At 39.0% G+C, this 15,782-nt stretch carries 16 protein-coding genes; 11 read left to right on the forward strand and 5 right to left on the reverse strand.

The features are described 5' to 3' along the window. The first annotated feature begins 4 nt into the window (after positions 1-4). From HHL20_RS02115 to HHL20_RS02125, 3 genes are all read left to right on the forward strand, one after another. Entirely contained in the window at positions 5-838 is an 834-nt protein-coding gene (locus HHL20_RS02115; protein ID WP_169229541.1) for a T9SS type A sorting domain-containing protein, read from the forward strand. Between the two features lie 169 nt (positions 839-1,007). After that, positions 1,008-2,336 carry a hydroxymethylglutaryl-CoA synthase family protein gene (locus HHL20_RS02120; RefSeq protein WP_169229542.1) on the forward strand — a complete coding sequence of 443 codons (1,329 nt, stop codon included), beginning with the start codon at positions 1,008-1,010 and terminating at the stop codon, positions 2,334-2,336. A gap of 43 nt (positions 2,337-2,379) precedes the next feature. Next, on the forward strand, positions 2,380-2,646 hold the full coding sequence (locus HHL20_RS02125; protein ID WP_169229543.1) for a DUF7683 domain-containing protein: 267 nt from the start codon (positions 2,380-2,382) through the stop codon (positions 2,644-2,646). A gap of 11 nt (positions 2,647-2,657) precedes the next feature. Here the strand turns inward: HHL20_RS02125 and HHL20_RS02130 are convergent, their stop codons facing one another. Then, positions 2,658-3,581 carry a helix-turn-helix domain-containing protein gene (locus HHL20_RS02130; protein WP_169229544.1) on the reverse strand — a complete coding sequence of 308 codons (924 nt, stop codon included), beginning with the start codon at positions 3,579-3,581 and terminating at the stop codon, positions 2,658-2,660. A 181-nt stretch (positions 3,582-3,762) separates the two neighbouring features. On the opposite strand from HHL20_RS02130, the gene HHL20_RS02135 reads away from it, so the two are divergent. The 4 genes from HHL20_RS02135 to HHL20_RS02150 all read left to right on the forward strand — a co-directional run bounded on the left by HHL20_RS02135 (position 3,763) and on the right by HHL20_RS02150 (position 8,603). Beyond that, positions 3,763-5,292, forward strand: coding sequence for an aldehyde dehydrogenase family protein (locus HHL20_RS02135; protein WP_169229545.1), 1,530 nt, complete (start codon positions 3,763-3,765; stop codon positions 5,290-5,292). Between the two features lie 818 nt (positions 5,293-6,110). Next, complete coding sequence (adhP, locus tag HHL20_RS02140; protein ID WP_169229546.1) at positions 6,111-7,148, forward strand: alcohol dehydrogenase AdhP; 1,038 nt, start codon at positions 6,111-6,113, stop codon at positions 7,146-7,148. A 328-nt stretch (positions 7,149-7,476) separates the two neighbouring features. Continuing rightward, the gene (locus tag HHL20_RS02145; protein WP_169229547.1) at positions 7,477-7,860 is read left to right on the forward strand and encodes a DUF779 domain-containing protein; all 384 of its coding nucleotides are present in this window, start codon (positions 7,477-7,479) and stop codon (positions 7,858-7,860) included. A 356-nt stretch (positions 7,861-8,216) separates the two neighbouring features. Then, positions 8,217-8,603 (forward strand): HU family DNA-binding protein, encoded by a 387-nt coding sequence (locus HHL20_RS02150; protein ID WP_169229548.1) that lies wholly within the window; start codon positions 8,217-8,219, stop codon positions 8,601-8,603. 134 nt (positions 8,604-8,737) lie between these two features. Here the strand turns inward: HHL20_RS02150 and HHL20_RS02155 are convergent, their stop codons facing one another. Beyond that, positions 8,738-9,934 (reverse strand): dicarboxylate/amino acid:cation symporter, encoded by a 1,197-nt coding sequence (locus tag HHL20_RS02155; protein WP_169229549.1) that lies wholly within the window; start codon positions 9,932-9,934, stop codon positions 8,738-8,740. 92 nt (positions 9,935-10,026) lie between these two features. Here HHL20_RS02155 and HHL20_RS02160 point away from each other — a divergent pair, with 92 nt between their 5' ends. The 3 genes from HHL20_RS02160 to HHL20_RS02170 all read left to right on the forward strand — a co-directional run bounded on the left by HHL20_RS02160 (position 10,027) and on the right by HHL20_RS02170 (position 11,869). Continuing rightward, positions 10,027-10,944 carry a DnaJ C-terminal domain-containing protein gene (locus HHL20_RS02160; RefSeq protein WP_169229550.1) on the forward strand — a complete coding sequence of 306 codons (918 nt, stop codon included), beginning with the start codon at positions 10,027-10,029 and terminating at the stop codon, positions 10,942-10,944. A 3-nt stretch (positions 10,945-10,947) separates the two neighbouring features. After that, entirely contained in the window at positions 10,948-11,259 is a 312-nt protein-coding gene (locus tag HHL20_RS02165) for a chaperone modulator CbpM (RefSeq protein ID WP_169229551.1), read from the forward strand. An 82-nt stretch (positions 11,260-11,341) separates the two neighbouring features. Next, positions 11,342-11,869 (forward strand): hypothetical protein, encoded by a 528-nt coding sequence (locus tag HHL20_RS02170; RefSeq protein ID WP_169229552.1) that lies wholly within the window; start codon positions 11,342-11,344, stop codon positions 11,867-11,869. Positions 11,870-11,956: 87 nt separating this feature from the next. Here the strand turns inward: HHL20_RS02170 and HHL20_RS02175 are convergent, their stop codons facing one another. Beyond that, a complete protein-coding gene (locus HHL20_RS02175) occupies positions 11,957-12,940 on the reverse strand; it encodes a PLP-dependent cysteine synthase family protein (protein ID WP_169229553.1) in 984 nt (327 codons plus the stop codon). Positions 12,941-13,053: 113 nt separating this feature from the next. Beyond that, a complete protein-coding gene (locus HHL20_RS02180; protein ID WP_169229554.1) occupies positions 13,054-14,283 on the reverse strand; it encodes an ABC transporter permease in 1,230 nt (409 codons plus the stop codon). Between the two features lie 4 nt (positions 14,284-14,287). Here HHL20_RS02180 and HHL20_RS02185 point away from each other — a divergent pair, with 4 nt between their 5' ends. Further along, a complete protein-coding gene (locus tag HHL20_RS02185; protein ID WP_169229555.1) occupies positions 14,288-15,499 on the forward strand; it encodes an exo-beta-N-acetylmuramidase NamZ family protein in 1,212 nt (403 codons plus the stop codon). Between the two features lie 70 nt (positions 15,500-15,569). On the opposite strand, the gene HHL20_RS02190 is transcribed toward HHL20_RS02185, so the two are convergent. After that, complete coding sequence (locus HHL20_RS02190) at positions 15,570-15,776, reverse strand: hypothetical protein (RefSeq protein WP_169229556.1); 207 nt, start codon at positions 15,774-15,776, stop codon at positions 15,570-15,572. Between the last annotated feature and the right edge of the window lie 6 nt (positions 15,777-15,782).

The following is a 15,782-nucleotide window of genomic DNA, read 5'->3' on the forward strand; positions in this document are numbered from 1 at the left end:
GCCAATGAAAACAAATCTACTTTCTGAAAAAATTAAAAACCGATATGTATTTTCGGCTTTAACCATTTTTTCCGCCATTGGGCTTCATGCTCAAATTTCAACATTTCCCTGGACGGAAACTTTTGAAGATAATTCTCCCACACGATCCGCCTGGACACAGGTTTATGAAGCAAACAATATGTCATGGACATTTGCATCTTCTGCGACCACGGGAAGTAATGGTGTAACAGCTTTTGCGGGAACAAAATTTGCCAACTTTCCGGCTAACACTTCCGGTGCAGAAAAAACCAAACTCGTAACGCCGCCACTAAACTCTGCAGCACTTTCTTCACCCAAACTAAGCTTTTACCTTATCAATCCCCAACAGGGATCTAATGCAAACTGGGTGAGAATTTACTACCGGATGTCAGCTTCTGATCCATGGAGTACGGTGATGGGCTTTCAGCCGCCTTTCAGTTCGTGGTATTTCTTCGGAAATATCAATCTGCCACCGAATATTTATCAGGTTGCCATAGAGTGTGAAAATGCACAGGGATATTCTACATTGGTCGATAATGTGACGATCAGCAATGACGTTCTAAGTGTAGATGATGCAGCAGCTCCTTCAAAATCATCGATCACCTATTATCCTAATCCGGTTAAAAATGTTTTACATTATAATGCAAAAGTAAAAGTGAATGAGATGACCGTTTATGATGCGGCTGGAAAAAGAATTCAGACCCATAAAGTAAATTCACAACAGGGAAATATAGATGTTTCAGCTCTGAATAGCGGTTTATATATTATTTCAGGCAAAACGGAAAGCGGAACAGAATCCTTCAAAATAATTAAGAACTGATTGATTCGAATCAGCTAAGAATTATTTATTTAATTTAATAATTTACACGAAGGCATCTTTTTAAAAGATGTCTTTTTTATTAGACATATAAAAAATATGATGAAATTTAGCTGACTTCATTATTGATTAAACGTTTACATTTTTTAAATTCGTATAAAATTAAAGAATTATGACTTTTGGAATTGAGGCAGCAAGTTACTATGTGCCGTCATTATATTTGGAAATTAAAGAATTAGCGGAAAACAGAGGAATAGATCCTGCAAAGCTTGAAAAAGGGCTGGGTCTGCATAAAATGGGATTTCCCGATGTGCATGAAGATGCCGCAACTTTTGCGGCGGAAGCGCTTTTAAAATTAATTGAAGATTATCAGATCAACCCAAAAGAAATAGCCAGAATTTATCTCGGAACAGAAAGTGCCCTGGATGCTGCAAAACCCACCGCTTCCTACGCGATGCAGATGGCAGAAGAAGTTCTGGCAGCAAAATTCGGAGAAAGATGTTTCAGGAACTGTGATGTAGTAGACATGACTTTTGCATGTATCGGGGCAGTTGATGCGCTTCATAATTCACTAGATTTTGTAAGAGTAAATCCGGATAAAAAAGCAATTGTTATCGCAAGTGATTATGCAAAATACGAACTGGCGTCTTCCGGAGAATATACGCAAGGCGGAGGAGCGGTCGCCGTTCTGGTTTCTTCAAAACCGGATTTAATCGAAATTGAAAACAATTGGGGAGTGGCGACAGAATCTGTTTTTGACTTCTTCAAGCTAAGGCGTCATTTCAAAAAAGAAGATCTTACGAACGCTCCGGAAAATTTTCCCGATAAAATTGAAATATTTACCGATGAACCGGTGTTCGACGGGCATTATTCCAATCAATGTTATCAGGACAGAATCAAAGAGGCGTACAATCATTATAAAGAAATTACCGAAAAAAATAAACCTTATGAAGACTGGAAATACTTAATTTTCCATCTTCCGTATGCCTTTCACGGAAAAAGAGTTTTTACAGAAATTTACAGCCTCGAAAACGGACTAAGCTATACAACTCCGGAAGAGCAAAAAGCGGTTGCAAAATCTGAGGAGTATATTAAGTTTATTAATGATAAAATTGAAAAATCCCAACGCGCATCCTCAGAAATCGGAAATATGTACACGGCTTCCATTTTTATGGCCCTGCTTTCTGCATTACAGATTTCTTTCAATGAAAATGAAGAACTGGCAGGAAAGGAAATTGGCTTTTTAGGCTACGGAAGCGGTTCAAAATCCAAAGTTTTTGCCGGAAAAATTTCACAAAACTGGAAAGCGGTTGTTGCAAAATGGAATCTCTTCGAAGGATTAAAAAATAGAATGCCCATCAACTTTGCAACCTATGAAAAACTTCACAGAAAACAGCTGGAAAATTCTGTTAATGAAAACTACAAAGGATTCGGATTAAAATATGTGGAATTGGAAAACCCGGTCTTAAAAGGAGCAAGATATTATCATTATCAAAAATAAATTGACAAAAACACTCTATCTTTAGGGTGTTTTTTTTATTAGTATGCAATTAATCAGAGTTATAGAAGAATTTAGAAAAGAGGATGAATGCCTCGTTAAAGAATATATTGTAAATATTAGTGCGGAAAAGATTTTAGAAACCTTGGATGATCTGGTTTTATATGATGATGACTATCATGATGAAATATACGATTCTTATTTTCTTAGCGAAGATCAGCTAAAAAGAATATCTCCTTTTTTAACAGAAGAAATTAATGCGGATTTTAATACATATATTTATCAGCTTTCATGTTACGAAGATAATAAATGATGCTAAAGAAGTTAATCCAGGAAAGTATTTCTATCCTGATAACTTTTCGGCGTAACCCCTACCAGCTGCTTAAAAACTCTTGTAAAATAATTGGTATCAGAAAACCCTGTCTGGTAAGCAGTTTCTTTAATGCTGCTCCGGTTTCTTAAAAGTTCCTTTGCCCTGCTGATCCTTTCCTGAAGAATAAATTCATTCGGTGAAGTTCCCAGCTCGTCCTTAAACATCCTGAAGAAATTCGACTTGCTTACATATGCCATTTTTGCAATACTTTCGATAGACAATTTCTGATGAAGATTCTTACGGATATAATCTACTGCAAAACCTATTCTTGATTTATTTTTTACAATATTTTTTTCTACCATGCTTCTTGCCTGGGTCTGCATCAAACGGATCAGAAGTTCCTTCAAAGCAAAATCAGCCATAATATCTTTCTGCGAATTATCATCCATGGCAATACGCATAATATTGTTTGTGGCTGAAGCTAAAGATTGATTGTTGAAAAGAAAATATTCGTCCAGCTCAATATTCCATTGAGATGTTTCATCTGCTTTTGGAAGATGGTAATTAAGATGGTTTAAAGAATTTTCAATAAACTCAGGATTCAGGCTCAGTGAGATGCATTGCGAAGGTGTTTCATCCGCTTCAGGAAAATCGATGATCATGGTTTCGCCGGGAGCTACCAGAACAGATTCTCCTGGATAGTAGTCAAAATAGCCGGTTTTATTATCAAGCTTCATATGCTTTTTTCCGCGGAGCATTGCCGTAAAAGCAATTGTTTCGAAATGAAGTTTTACATCAAAAGCCGCTTTATGCGTTTCATAAATACTGAATTCACAATTGTTTAGATTGAATTTGGTCTGATTTTCAACCATGCTCAAAAGCTGGTTTTCCCTTTTCAGTTCAGGAGTTTTCAATAAAAATTTATGATCATTCATTTCTAAACAATTTATGTTTACACGTATCTCAAATATAAGAAAAATATGGTATTTGCTGACTGTTAATGAATTATAAAATTATTATTCTGTACGATTTTGAAGCTTTTTTGTACGATAATGCTATTCGAATATACAGGATAAATCTAACTTGGCTTTAGGAAAATTAAAAAATTGTACAAATATGAGCACAACAACCCAACAGCAATCAGCCACGTTACTTCAGTGGCCTGAATTCAAAAACAGATATGAAAATTATATTAACGGCCAGTTTACACCACCTGTAAACGGAGAATATTTTGATGTGGTTTCACCCATTGACGGCAGGAAGTTTACGCAGGCTGCACACTCTTCAAAAGAAGATTTGGAGATGGCTGTCAATGCTGCGGAAAAAGCATTCCAGACCTGGAAAGACACCTCTTCAACAGAAAGAAGTATTATTTTAAATAAAATTGCCGACAGAATCGAGCAGAATTTAGAATATATCGCAACCGTTGAAACCATTGATAACGGTAAGGCCGTAAGAGAAACATTAGCAGCAGACATTCCTTTGGCGATAGACCATTTCAGATACTTTGCTTCGGTTATCAGAGCTGAAGAAGGTTCGCATAACGAACTGGATAAAGACACCGTTTCCCTTATTGTTCATGAACCGCTTGGCGTAATTGCACAGATCATCCCGTGGAATTTTCCCATTCTTATGGCAGTATGGAAACTTGCTCCGGCCCTGGCTGCAGGAAACTGTGTCGTGCTGAAACCTGCAGAAAGTACTCCGATTTCAATTATGGTTTTAATGGAGCTCATTGGTGATCTTCTTCCCCCAGGAGTGGTAAATATCGTTAACGGTTTCGGAGCAGAACTAGGGCGCGCGCTTGTTACCAATCCAAAAGTTTCTAAAGCCGCTTTTACAGGATCTACCGCAACCGGTCGTCTCGTTATGCAGTATGCAACGGAAAACATTATTCCGGTAACCTTGGAATTAGGAGGGAAATCCCCGAATGTTTTCTTCAGTTCCGTGATGGATGCCGATGATGAGTTCTTGGATAAAGCCATTGAAGGAGCCGTTCTGTTTGCACTGAACCAGGGAGAAATCTGTACATGTCCTTCAAGACTGCTTGTTCAGGAAGATATTGCTGATGCATTCATCGCAAAAGTAATCGAAAGAGTAAAAGCCATCAAGGTTGGAAATCCGCTTGATAAAACCGTTATGATGGGTGCTCAGGCATCACAGATCCAGAAAGACAAAATACTTTCCTATATCAAACTCGGAAAAGAAGAAGGCGCAGAAGTACTTGTAGGAGGAGATGTTAATAATGTAGGCGAAGGGCTCGAAAACGGATACTACATTCAGCCGACAATCTTCAAAGGCAATAACAGGATGAGGATTTTCCAGGAAGAAATTTTCGGTCCGGTACTCGCTTTTACAACCTTCAAAGACGAAGAAGAAGCCCTTAAAATTGCCAATGACACCATTTACGGACTGGGAGCAGGAGTCTGGACAAGAGATGCCCATCAGCTTTATAATATCCCGAGACACATCCAGGCAGGAAGAGTTTGGGTAAACCAATACCACTCTTATCCGGCAGGAGCACCGTTTGGAGGCTATAAACAATCAGGAATCGGCAGAGAAAACCACAAAATGATGCTCGATCATTACCGTCAGACCAAAAATATGCTGATCTCCTACAACAAAAACAAATTAGGTTTCTTTTAGGCTAAATAAAGTTAGATCTAAAAGAAATCATATTCAAAGGAAAACGACATAGGAAGCGAAGGCGTTAATAAAATTAAAACTTAATTCGTTAAAAAATTCCCATTGTCTGAAGCGCGATAGAAATTTGAACCGAAGAATAAATCTTGAATTCGCGCAAGTTTGGGGATTTAGGATTAAGATTTAATTTTTAGCCGTAGTTTCCAAGTCTTGAACTTTTGGTTCTTTTGTTTCAAGACAAAAGAATATTGAAGAAGAATGATAGTAATTAAATATCAGGGCGTGCCCGTTTTCCCCGGCCAAGGCCGGGGAGAAACGGTCGGGCTATCCAGGGCTGCACTTCGTTTCGGTGCTCCGCTTCGCTCCGCACCGGCTCGTTCCTCGCCGCCCTTCCTATCCCTCACGCGACAACGCAGCATTGATATTATGACAGAGATTCAATTGTCAAAATAAATATTGCAAATGGGTGCGGAACTCTTTTAAAAAAACATAATGATCCGTGAAAATCTGCGAAATCTGCGGGAAATAAAAATATACACGAAAACAAAAGATTTGAAAAATTGGCTCCCGCGGATTTCACGAATTACACAGATAAATTCATTTGAATAGAAATTGAAGCAGACCAAGCTTTACTAATCATTTTTGTCTTTTAATTTTTACAAATAAATCTTTGTGCGAGATTTTAGAATAAGCATAATAATCTGCGAAATCTGCGCAATCCGCGGGAAATAAAAACAACATTTCATTACAAAATATCACAATATCCTTTCGCAGATTTACAACGATTTCCAATAAATAAAAACTAATTCAAAACTGAGAATATGATACCAAAAACAATGAAAGCAGCAGTTGTTCAGGGCTACGGACAACCATTAAAAATACAAGAAGTTCCCGTAAGAGAACCCGGAAGATATGAAGTATTGGTAAAAGTAATCGCCTGTGGCGTTTGTCATACAGATCTTCATGCCGTTGATGGCGATTGGCCGGCCAAACCCAAGATGCCCTTAATTCCAGGACATGAAGGCGTAGGAATTGTGGTAGCCTGTGGTCCGGAATCATACGTGAAAGAAGGAGATGCGGTAGGCGTTCCGTGGCTCTACTCAGCATGCGGATGCTGCGACTATTGCATTACGGGATGGGAAACCCTTTGTGAAGCACAAAAAAATGGCGGATACAGCGTGGACGGTGGTTTTGCAGAATATGTCATTGCAGATTCCAGGTATGTTGGGCATCTGAAAAACAATGTCAACTTTTTGGAGATCGCACCCATCCTTTGTGCGGGAGTTACCGTGTATAAAGGATTAAAAGAAACAGAAACAGAACCCGGAGAATGGGTAGCCATTTCAGGAATCGGAGGACTGGGACACGTAGCCGTTCAGTATGCGAAAGCAATGGGAATGCATGTGGCTGCTATTGATGTGGCGGATGATAAATTGGATTTGGCGAAAAAACTCGGGGCAGATCTGGTTGTCAATGCAAGAAACACGGATCCGGGAGAATACCTGCATAAAGAAGTTGGCGGAATGCACGGCGCGCTCATTACGGCCGTTTCTCCTATTGCTTTCAAACAGGGAATTGACGTTCTGAGAAGAAAAGGGACTATTGCGCTGAACGGCCTTCCGCCCGGATCATTTGAACTCCCGATTTTTGAAACGGTACTCAAGAGAATCACAGTGAGAGGTTCCATTGTCGGAACAAGAAAAGACCTTCAGGAAGCCCTTGATTTTGCCAACGAAGGTTTGGTAAAAGCAACCGTGACCCCTGCAAAATTGGAAGACATCAACGATGTTTTTGATAAAATGAAAAAGGGACAGATTGATGGAAGAATTGTTCTCGATATAGCCGGAAAGGCAAGCTGACATATTAATATTGGTTTCGGCAAAATGAAATTTCGCCGAAACTTTTTAAATTTATAAAAGCCTTAGGAAGGGTAGGCGTTAAGAAAATTAATTCTGTGAACGTTAAGAAAATTCTAGTGTTTGAAGCGCGAGAACCATATTGGAAAGAATAACAAATCCTGAATTCGCGCGAGTTTAGAATTTTTAGAGAACAGAACTAATTTTTAGCCGCAGCTTCCAGGTCTTGAACTTTGGTTCTTTTGTTTGACTACGTCGAAATAACATTCGTCGACTAAAAGGAGATAATCTTCGATTTCAAGACAAAAAGCAACTAATAAAAAAAGAAATTATGACATCCAAAATAACAAGACTCTCAGCTACAGAAAAAGCCTTAGAAGTCATCTGGGAGCTGGAGAAAAAATATGGGGACCTGATGTTCTACCAGGCAGGAGGCTGCTGCGAAGGAACACAGCCGCAATGCTTCGAAAAAGGCGGGTTTTACCCCAGAATGAACGATGCCATGATAGGAACCATCAATGGCCATGAATTCTGGATCGACCGTGATCTGTTCGAATACTGGCAATATTCTCATTTTACGCTCGATGTTACTGATGGTTTCGGACCGGGAGGATTTTCTTTGGAAACTCCACTGGGAAAAACATTTAAAGTTATTTATACACTCTTCACACCGGAAGAGCTGGAAAATTTAGAGCCGGTACAGCGCAGTGAATGAAAATTGATCAGGACTAGGTTCACTGAAATTACGTTTGGTCTCATGTTCACAATATAATATGGCTTTGTCTTCAGAATATGGGAAATAGTATAGATACCTCTTGCTGAATTGGATTCGTCAATTCGACTGTTTCTTCGTAACAAGGTAAAGAAAAAATATACCGGGAACAGGTTGTCTTTAAAATTGACAAACTTCTCGAGATAATTTTTTTCAGAATCTACCCGAAATGACGAAATGAATCAAAATACACAACGGTAATAGAAATATTTCTATTGGCTTGTAGATGTTTGTTTACAAAGGACTTTGGTATTAATTTTTTTTTTAAGTTTATCCCGTAATCTAAATAATTAACGCAAATGTCTATTAAATACACAGTGATTGAACGTGGTGAGCCAGGCGTAACTGGCGGAGGAACAAAAAGATGGTATGCACAGGTGAAAACCGATGGTGAAATGACTATTGATGACCTGGTGAAGGAAATCGAAAAATTTTCTGCCCTCAGTGAAGCAGATATCCGGGGAGTCATCATTGCTCTCGAAAACGTAATCCAGAAAGAGCTTGCCAACAGCAAAATCATCAGGCTCGACAAACTAGGGAGCTTCTATCCCAGTCTCAGCAGTGCAAGTGCCGAAAGTGCCGACAAATTTAATGTAAGTCTTATCAAAGGCGCAAAGGTAAACTACCGTCCCGGTAAGCGTATTACCGATGCCCTCAATACAGTTACATTTACCAAAGACAGGTAAGCGTACAAAACCTGCGCAGGTTTTACCCTAAACCTAAGCAGGAGTTGCCCCAAACCTGCGCACCTTTTGCATAAAAGCTGCGCAGGTTTTTTGTATAACCTGGGCTGGTTTCATTAATACATCAGTCAAATTTATCAGACTTTCACAAATCGGCTCACAAACATCGAAGCCACCAATTGTCCTACCGCATTCAGAACGGTTGCTAAAGGATCAACCAAAGTGCCGATAATCATCACTGCCGGAATTGCTTCCTGCGGCAGTTTATAAACTGAGATCATCAGCATTTCCCCGATATAGCCGCCATTGGGAATTCCGCCCGCTACAATACTCACAAAAACAGTGATCCCTAAAGCCAGGAGCAAATTCACAGGATCAAAAAAATCTCTCCCGATAATGAGAAACGCAACATAAATTTTAATGATCGATGACATCGAAGATCCGTTTTTATGAAGAGTAGTCCCGATCGGGATCACAATATTTGAAATCTGAGTTGGAATTCCGATTCTGGATGCAGCCTGTAAGTTGGCAGGCATGGTAGCGAAGCTGCTGCAGGTGCTCAGTGCCGTGGCTGTAGGATAAATAGCATTTTTCCAAAAACTTTTAACACCATTTGTCCCCGCGGCCATAAAAGCATAAATGGAAAAAAACAACAGGAAATAAATGACGCCCGCAATATAATAAAGCCCGAGCGGCTTGGCATAAAACCCAAAAAGCTGTGGTCCCAACGTGGCGACCTGGTAAGCAAAATAAGCCCCCAAACCAATGGGTGCAGCTTTCATAATCAATAATAAAAGCTCTTTCATCACTTCATACCCGGAAGCAATAAACATTCTGAAAGGATGTCCTTTTTCTCCCGCCTTCCTTGCGGAAAATCCTGTCATAAAAGCAAAAATGAGAAGCGCAAGCATATTTTGCCGTGAAAAAAGCTGGGTAAATTCGCCCACCGTAAAAAAGCTCACAATTCTGTTGCCCCAGCTCTCTTCCGAGGTAACTTCCACCAGCTCCTTACTTGCAGTAACTCCCGAAACCGGAAACAGATAGACGGCACAAATGGTGAAAACAGCTGCTGTTAAGATAAAAAATAAAAAAGTAAACGCCATCGTAACCATGATTTTTCCGAACTTCGACTGTTGCTCCAGCGAAGCGATAGAATTGGAGACCGCAAAAAAAACAAGGGGAACAACACTTACAAAAAGTAAATTCAGGAAAATATCTCCTAACGGTTTTATATAATTTACAATCTGGGGTGCGACAATTCCGATAATACTTCCGATAATGATTCCGAAAAGTAAAAGCAGAATTCCCGAGTAATTTTTCAATACGTCTTTCATAGGGCGCTTTTTACTCAAAGATAGCTTTATTTTTAACACTCCGTTATATGAATTTCCTTTCAAAAATTCTTAAATTTGAGTAAAACGTTTCTATGGCTTATATAGACTACTATAAAATTTTAGGCGTAGATAAAACTGCAACGCAGGAAGATATTAAAAAAGCCTATCGCAAACTCGCGAGAAAACTGCACCCCGATCTGAATCCCGATGATAAGGAGGCTGAACGCAAGTTCAAAGAAATCAACGAGGCGAATGAAGTTCTCAGCAATCCTGAAAACCGTGCTAAATACGATAAATACGGCGAACACTGGAAACATGGTGAAGAGTACGAAAAAGCCCAGCAACAGCAGCAAAGACAGTATCAAAATTACGGAAATGATCACAGTGGCGGATTTTCCGGAGCAGACTTCGGTGAGGGTGAAGATTTTTCAGATTTTTTCCAAAGTATGTTCGGTGGAGCGGGAGGTTTTGGACGGAGTTCCAGGGGAAGCTCTTCGGGGAAATTCAAAGGACAGGACGTTCATGCAGAACTGAACCTAAGCCTGCGTGACGCGGCAACTACCCATCAGCAGACTTTTGACATCAACGGAAAAAAGGTGAGAATTACTATTCCCGCAGGAGTATATGACGGACAGCAGATTAAACTGAAAGGACACGGCGGTCCCGGCCATAACGGAGGACCGAACGGTGATCTCTATATAACCTTCAATATTCCGGCAGATCCTAACTTTGAAAGAATAGGCGATGATTTAAAAACCAGCGTTACCATCGATCTTTATACGGCTGTTCTGGGCGGCGATGTAAAAGTAAATACATTAAATGGGAATGTAAACCTGAAGGTAAAGCCTGAAACACAAAACGGAATGACTGTAAGGCTAAAGGGAAAAGGTTTTCCTGTATACAAAAAAGAGGGCCAGTTTGGCGATCTCTTTGTGACCTACGATGTGAAACTGCCTGCCAATCTTACCGATAAGCAGAAGCAACTTTTTGAACAACTAAAAAATTCCTAAGCCATGAATGAAAGAATATCACGCGAAGAACTCGTAAAGATTTACAATATTGAGGTTACTTTTTTTGATGAACTTGTAGCTTCCGGTTTGCTGAATATCCATACTGAAAACGAGATCCGTTATCTCATGTATGAAGATCTGCCATCTTTCGAAAGGTTTACCAACTGGCATTATGATCTGGAGATCAATCTCCCGGGACTTGAAGTAATCCACGACATGCTGAATAAAATGGAAGAACTGAGGCAGAAAAACCGCGAGCTGATGAACAAACTTTCCATGATCGCCAAATATGATGAGGGTAACGTTAGAGAGTAAAAAGAGTTTTAGAGTTTTGAGGTGACCTGTAAAAGTGAGATGATAGAATGAAAAACTTATCTTTGCTGTAGAATTAATAAATATGACTGAAGAGAAAATAATCTTTCTGAAACCGAATAGAAAGGATTTTGAAGAAATATATTTTACAGGAAATCAGGGAAGCCTGTTTTTTTCGCCTACCACGCGAGGGAAAACGGTGACTACAATTATAATCGGTCTTATTCTGGTGATTTTATTTCTTTTCAAAGATGATTTCACTAAAGAAAAATCGGGAGTCCTGTATTTTGTGAGCTTTCTGTTTCTTCTTTGTGCTGTTTTTCTTTCCGTTAGCATTAATAAAGTTTCCAGATGGAAAAAACAGGTGGCACATTATTTAACTAAACTTGAAAGCTGCAAAATTTACGAAATCAGAATGGATGAAAACTTTTTTACCGTAAATATCGACGGTGATAAAGAAACCAGCGAATGGAAAGATTTTGATTTTTTCGACAGCAATAATGAGTTCATCAGCATTGAGGGTAAATATAACTACATGTTCCCTAGGAAATCAATGAGTGAAAAAGATTACAGTTTTTTAAAACAGGTTTTAAAGAAAAAAATTAAGGAATAAGAGTAACAGTAAATTTTTAAATTCAATATAAAATAAAAAAACTCAGAGCAAAATGTTCTGAGTTCTTTATTATTTAAGAGTGACCGATTAATCCAGCCATCCCATTTCTTTCATCCATTCGTCATTGTAGATCTTTCCGACATATCTTGAACCATGGTCGTGAAGAAGTACAACGATCACATCATCTTTTGTGAACTGATCTTTCATCTGAACCAAAGAAGCAATCGCGCTTCCTGCAGAATATCCGCAGAAAATTCCTTCTTCTTTTGCTAATTTTCTTGCATAAAGGGCACCGTCTTTATCCGTTACTTTTTCAAAATGATCGATTACAGCCATATCATAATTTTCAGGAATGATATCTTCACCGATTCCTTCCGTAATATAGCTATAAGCATGATCGTAATGAAGCTCGCCGGTTTCATGGTATTCCTTCAAAATAGAACCGTATGTATCTACACCAATCACTTTGATATTGGGATTTCTCTCCTTAAAGAATGTTCCGCAGCCTGTGATGGTGCCTCCTGTTCCTGCTCCCACCACAAAATGTGTCAGCTTTCCTTCTGTCTGTTCCCAGATTTCCGGAGCCGTAGATTCGTAATGTGCCGCTCTGTTGGATAAATTGTCGTACTGATTAACGTACCATCCGTTTTCAGTTTCTGCAGCCAGTCGTTTGGATACGGAGTAGTACGAACGCGGATCTGTAGGTTTTACGTCTGTAGGACAAACTATTACTTCAGCACCCACAGCGCGCAGAATATCGCATTTTTCTTTTGATTGTTTTGAGTTGGTTACAAAAATACATTTGTATCCTTTGATGATCGCTGCCAGAGCCAGCCCCATTCCCGTATTTCCCGAAGTTCCTTCAATGATGGTTCCTCCAGGCTTCAGTCTTCCGTCTTTCTCTGCATCTTCAATCATTTTCACGGCCATTCTGTCTTTTACGGAATTTCCTGGATTGAATGTTTCCACCTTTGCCAAAACCATTGCCGTAAAATCTTCACCTAAAACTTTATTCAGTTTTACCAGCGGAGTATTTCCTATGGTTTCGAGGATGTTATTTGCGTATTTCATAAATGTTTTTTAAGCACGGCAAAGATACGGCTTTAAATTTTATCAGGATGAAGATGCGATCAATTACATCTATTGTAATTTAGGTATTTGACAATTTGCCGTTCACTTTCCAATTAATTATATTTAATGGCTTTTACCGGAGAAATCTTGCTGATAAGATAGCTCGGAATAATAAGGGCAAGTCCTGAAATGATCAGAATACCTAATGAAATGGAAATGATCACCAGCGGATTAAGATCTACCGGAACAGTGCTTACGTAATAATTTTCAGGATTAAGTTTAATAATTCCGAAGAACTTCTGGATCAAAATCAATCCCAGACCGATTAGGTTTCCGTATAAAAGCCCGGGAATCATAATAATCAATGTATAATTGATAAAGGTTGCCCGGATCTGGCCATTGCTTGCGCCCAGGGTTTTAAGAAGACCGATGGAATTGGTTCTTTCGATAATCAGAATTAAAAGAACCATAATGATATTTATGACAACAACAATCAGCATGATAATGATAATGAGCGCAATATTGGTGTCGAAAATACTGATCCAGTCCGTAATCTGCGGAAATTTTTCAGTCGCTTTTTCAGCATAGTTTTTATACCCGATCAGCTTTTCAATTTCAGGAAAATCAGCATCCGCGTCATTTACGTTTTTAAAGAAAATATCAATTCCGCCAATTTCATCCGGCTTCATATCCTGTATTTTACGCACATGGTTAATATCTCCAATAACGAACTGATCATCAATCATCTTAATATCCGTTCTGTAAATTCCCAATACTTCAAATTTTCTGTAGATTGGCTGCTGGTCGGCCTTTGAAAATACCGTAACAATACTGTCTTTTACTTTGAGGTGAAGATCCCGCGCTGTTTTTTCAGAGATAACGACACCGTTGTTGTAGCCTTTCTCAGTGACCTGCGGTGTGGTTCCGGCAATCAGAAATTTCTTAAATCTAAGACTGTCGAAATCTTTTCCGATACCTTTAAAAATAATTCCTGCAAAATTATGCTCGTTTCGCATAATACCGGTAATCATGGCGTATTTCTGTACCGATTCCACATCGGAAATCTGGCGTATTTTTTTGACATCCAGGCCCTGGTTGTCGAGTACGGAAGTATTGTATGAAGAGTTTGATCTTGTGGATCTTACGGTAATATGGCCGCTGAAATCTGCCAGTCTTTCTTTGATTGCTTTTTTAGAACCAAATCCTGTAGATACGGTAATTAAAGAAACAATAATTCCAAGCGCTACAGAAAGTCTGCCAATGAAGATGATAACCCTTGAAAGGTTATTTTTGTTATCTTTGGAAAACGCTATTTTTCTAGAGAAATATAAAGGAAACTTCAAGCTTATGAATTTAGATTTCAAAATTAAAAATTTACTTCTGATTTGCCTAATTTTTTTAGGAGTATTCCATCAATATTATTCTCAGACTCAGGCTCCGAAAGGTTTTAAAACGGGGGCCGACCAGCCGGAAATATATTTACCGTTGTTAAAAGGTAAAACAATTGGCGTGGTGACCAATCAGACAGGATTGATGAGTGACAGAACCCATGTGGTTGATTTTTTAGTTAAAAACGGTATTAAAATTAAATCTATTTTTGCTCCTGAGCACGGTTTCAGAGGTGATGCCGATGCAGGTGAAAAAGTGAAAAACGGTATCGATATAAAGACCGGAATTCCTATTGTTTCATTATACGGAAACAATAAAAAACCAAAACCCGAACAACTGAAAGGAATTGATATTGTGGTTTTTGATATACAGGATGTCGGAGTGCGTTTTTATACTTACATCTCTACACTGACTTACCTTATGGAGGCTGGTGCGGAAAATAACGTTGAGGTTATGGTGCTCGACCGCCCGAATCCTCATGACGGCTATACTGACGGTCCTGTTCTGGATAAAAAATGGACAAGTTTCGTCGGAATGCATGAAGTACCCGTAGTGTATGGTCTCACCATCGGCGAATATGGAAAAATGGTCAACGGGGAAAAGTGGCTGGAAAAAGGAATTCAGGCCAAATACACCTTAATCCCAATGAAAAATTATCATAAAAGACTAAGGTATCCGATGCTGGATAAACCTTCACCCAATTTGCCTAATGATAAATCGATCAATCTGTATCCAAGCCTATGTTTTTTTGAAGGAACACAGGTTTCTGTAGGAAGAGGAACCGATCTGCCTTTTCAGGTTTACGGCTCGCCCTGGACCAAAAGTTTGCCGTATCAATTCACACCAAAACCTAATTTCGGAGCAAAAGATCCATTCTTAAACGGAAAACTCTGTTACGGAGAAAACCTGTCAGGCTATCCGAAAGATTTAACAGAACTCAATATGGAATGGGTTATTAAAGCTTATCAAAGTTATAAAAACCCAGATCTGGACTTTTTCCTTAAGCCTGCATCAGGTAAAAATTTCTGGTTCGACACCTTAGCCGGAAATGATACGCTGAGGAAGCAGATTGTTGCCGGAAAGTCTATTGCCGAAATCAAAGCCTCATGGAAACCCGGACTGGAAAGGTTTGAGAAAATCAGAAAGAAGTATATTATTTATGAAAACTGACAAGTGAATCGTCAATAGTAATCAGTTTTAATTCACAAGTTTAGCGGCTTCCTGATTGACAATTCACATTTTAGTCAAAATCCTGCGGCGGTGTTTTGTCATTCTTGCCTTTATTCATAATCAATAAACCGATAGATAAACCGATTACCCCTGCACCACCAATCATTAAGGCTCTTTCCAGCTTATCAGCCTGGTCATTGCCCAGGTAATTCATAAGAAAAAGGATCATGAAAGTAATGGCACAAAGGATCAGATGATTTTTTCCGAATAATTTCATTAGAAT

Source organism: Chryseobacterium cheonjiense (assembly GCF_012927265.1).
GTDB classification, from domain to species: Bacteria; Bacteroidota; Bacteroidia; order Flavobacteriales; family Weeksellaceae; genus Chryseobacterium; species Chryseobacterium cheonjiense.

Bases quoted from the DNA above. Each gene is read 5' to 3' on its own strand.
- HHL20_RS02185 (WP_169229555.1), top strand. From the start codon at position 14,288: ATGAATTTAGATTTCAAAATTAAAAATTTACTTCTGATTTGCCTAATT.
- HHL20_RS02130 (WP_169229544.1), bottom strand. From the start codon at position 3,581: ATGAATGATCATAAATTTTTATTGAAAACTCCTGAACTGAAAAGGGAA.
- HHL20_RS02190 (WP_169229556.1), bottom strand. From the start codon at position 15,776: ATGAAATTATTCGGAAAAAATCATCTGATCCTTTGTGCCATTACTTTC.
- HHL20_RS02165 (WP_169229551.1), top strand. From the start codon at position 10,948: ATGAATGAAAGAATATCACGCGAAGAACTCGTAAAGATTTACAATATT.
- HHL20_RS02175 (WP_169229553.1), bottom strand. From the start codon at position 12,940: ATGAAATACGCAAATAACATCCTCGAAACCATAGGAAATACTCCGCTG.
- HHL20_RS02160 (WP_169229550.1), top strand. From the start codon at position 10,027: ATGGCTTATATAGACTACTATAAAATTTTAGGCGTAGATAAAACTGCA.
- HHL20_RS02125 (WP_169229543.1), top strand. From the start codon at position 2,380: ATGCAATTAATCAGAGTTATAGAAGAATTTAGAAAAGAGGATGAATGC.
- HHL20_RS02145 (WP_169229547.1), top strand. From the start codon at position 7,477: ATGACATCCAAAATAACAAGACTCTCAGCTACAGAAAAAGCCTTAGAA.
- HHL20_RS02155 (WP_169229549.1), bottom strand. From the start codon at position 9,934: ATGAAAGACGTATTGAAAAATTACTCGGGAATTCTGCTTTTACTTTTC.
- HHL20_RS02135 (WP_169229545.1), top strand. From the start codon at position 3,763: ATGAGCACAACAACCCAACAGCAATCAGCCACGTTACTTCAGTGGCCT.
- HHL20_RS02120 (WP_169229542.1), top strand. From the start codon at position 1,008: ATGACTTTTGGAATTGAGGCAGCAAGTTACTATGTGCCGTCATTATAT.
- HHL20_RS02115 (WP_169229541.1), top strand. From the start codon at position 5: ATGAAAACAAATCTACTTTCTGAAAAAATTAAAAACCGATATGTATTT.
- HHL20_RS02150 (WP_169229548.1), top strand. From the start codon at position 8,217: ATGTCTATTAAATACACAGTGATTGAACGTGGTGAGCCAGGCGTAACT.
- adhP (WP_169229546.1), top strand. From the start codon at position 6,111: ATGATACCAAAAACAATGAAAGCAGCAGTTGTTCAGGGCTACGGACAA.
- HHL20_RS02170 (WP_169229552.1), top strand. From the start codon at position 11,342: ATGACTGAAGAGAAAATAATCTTTCTGAAACCGAATAGAAAGGATTTT.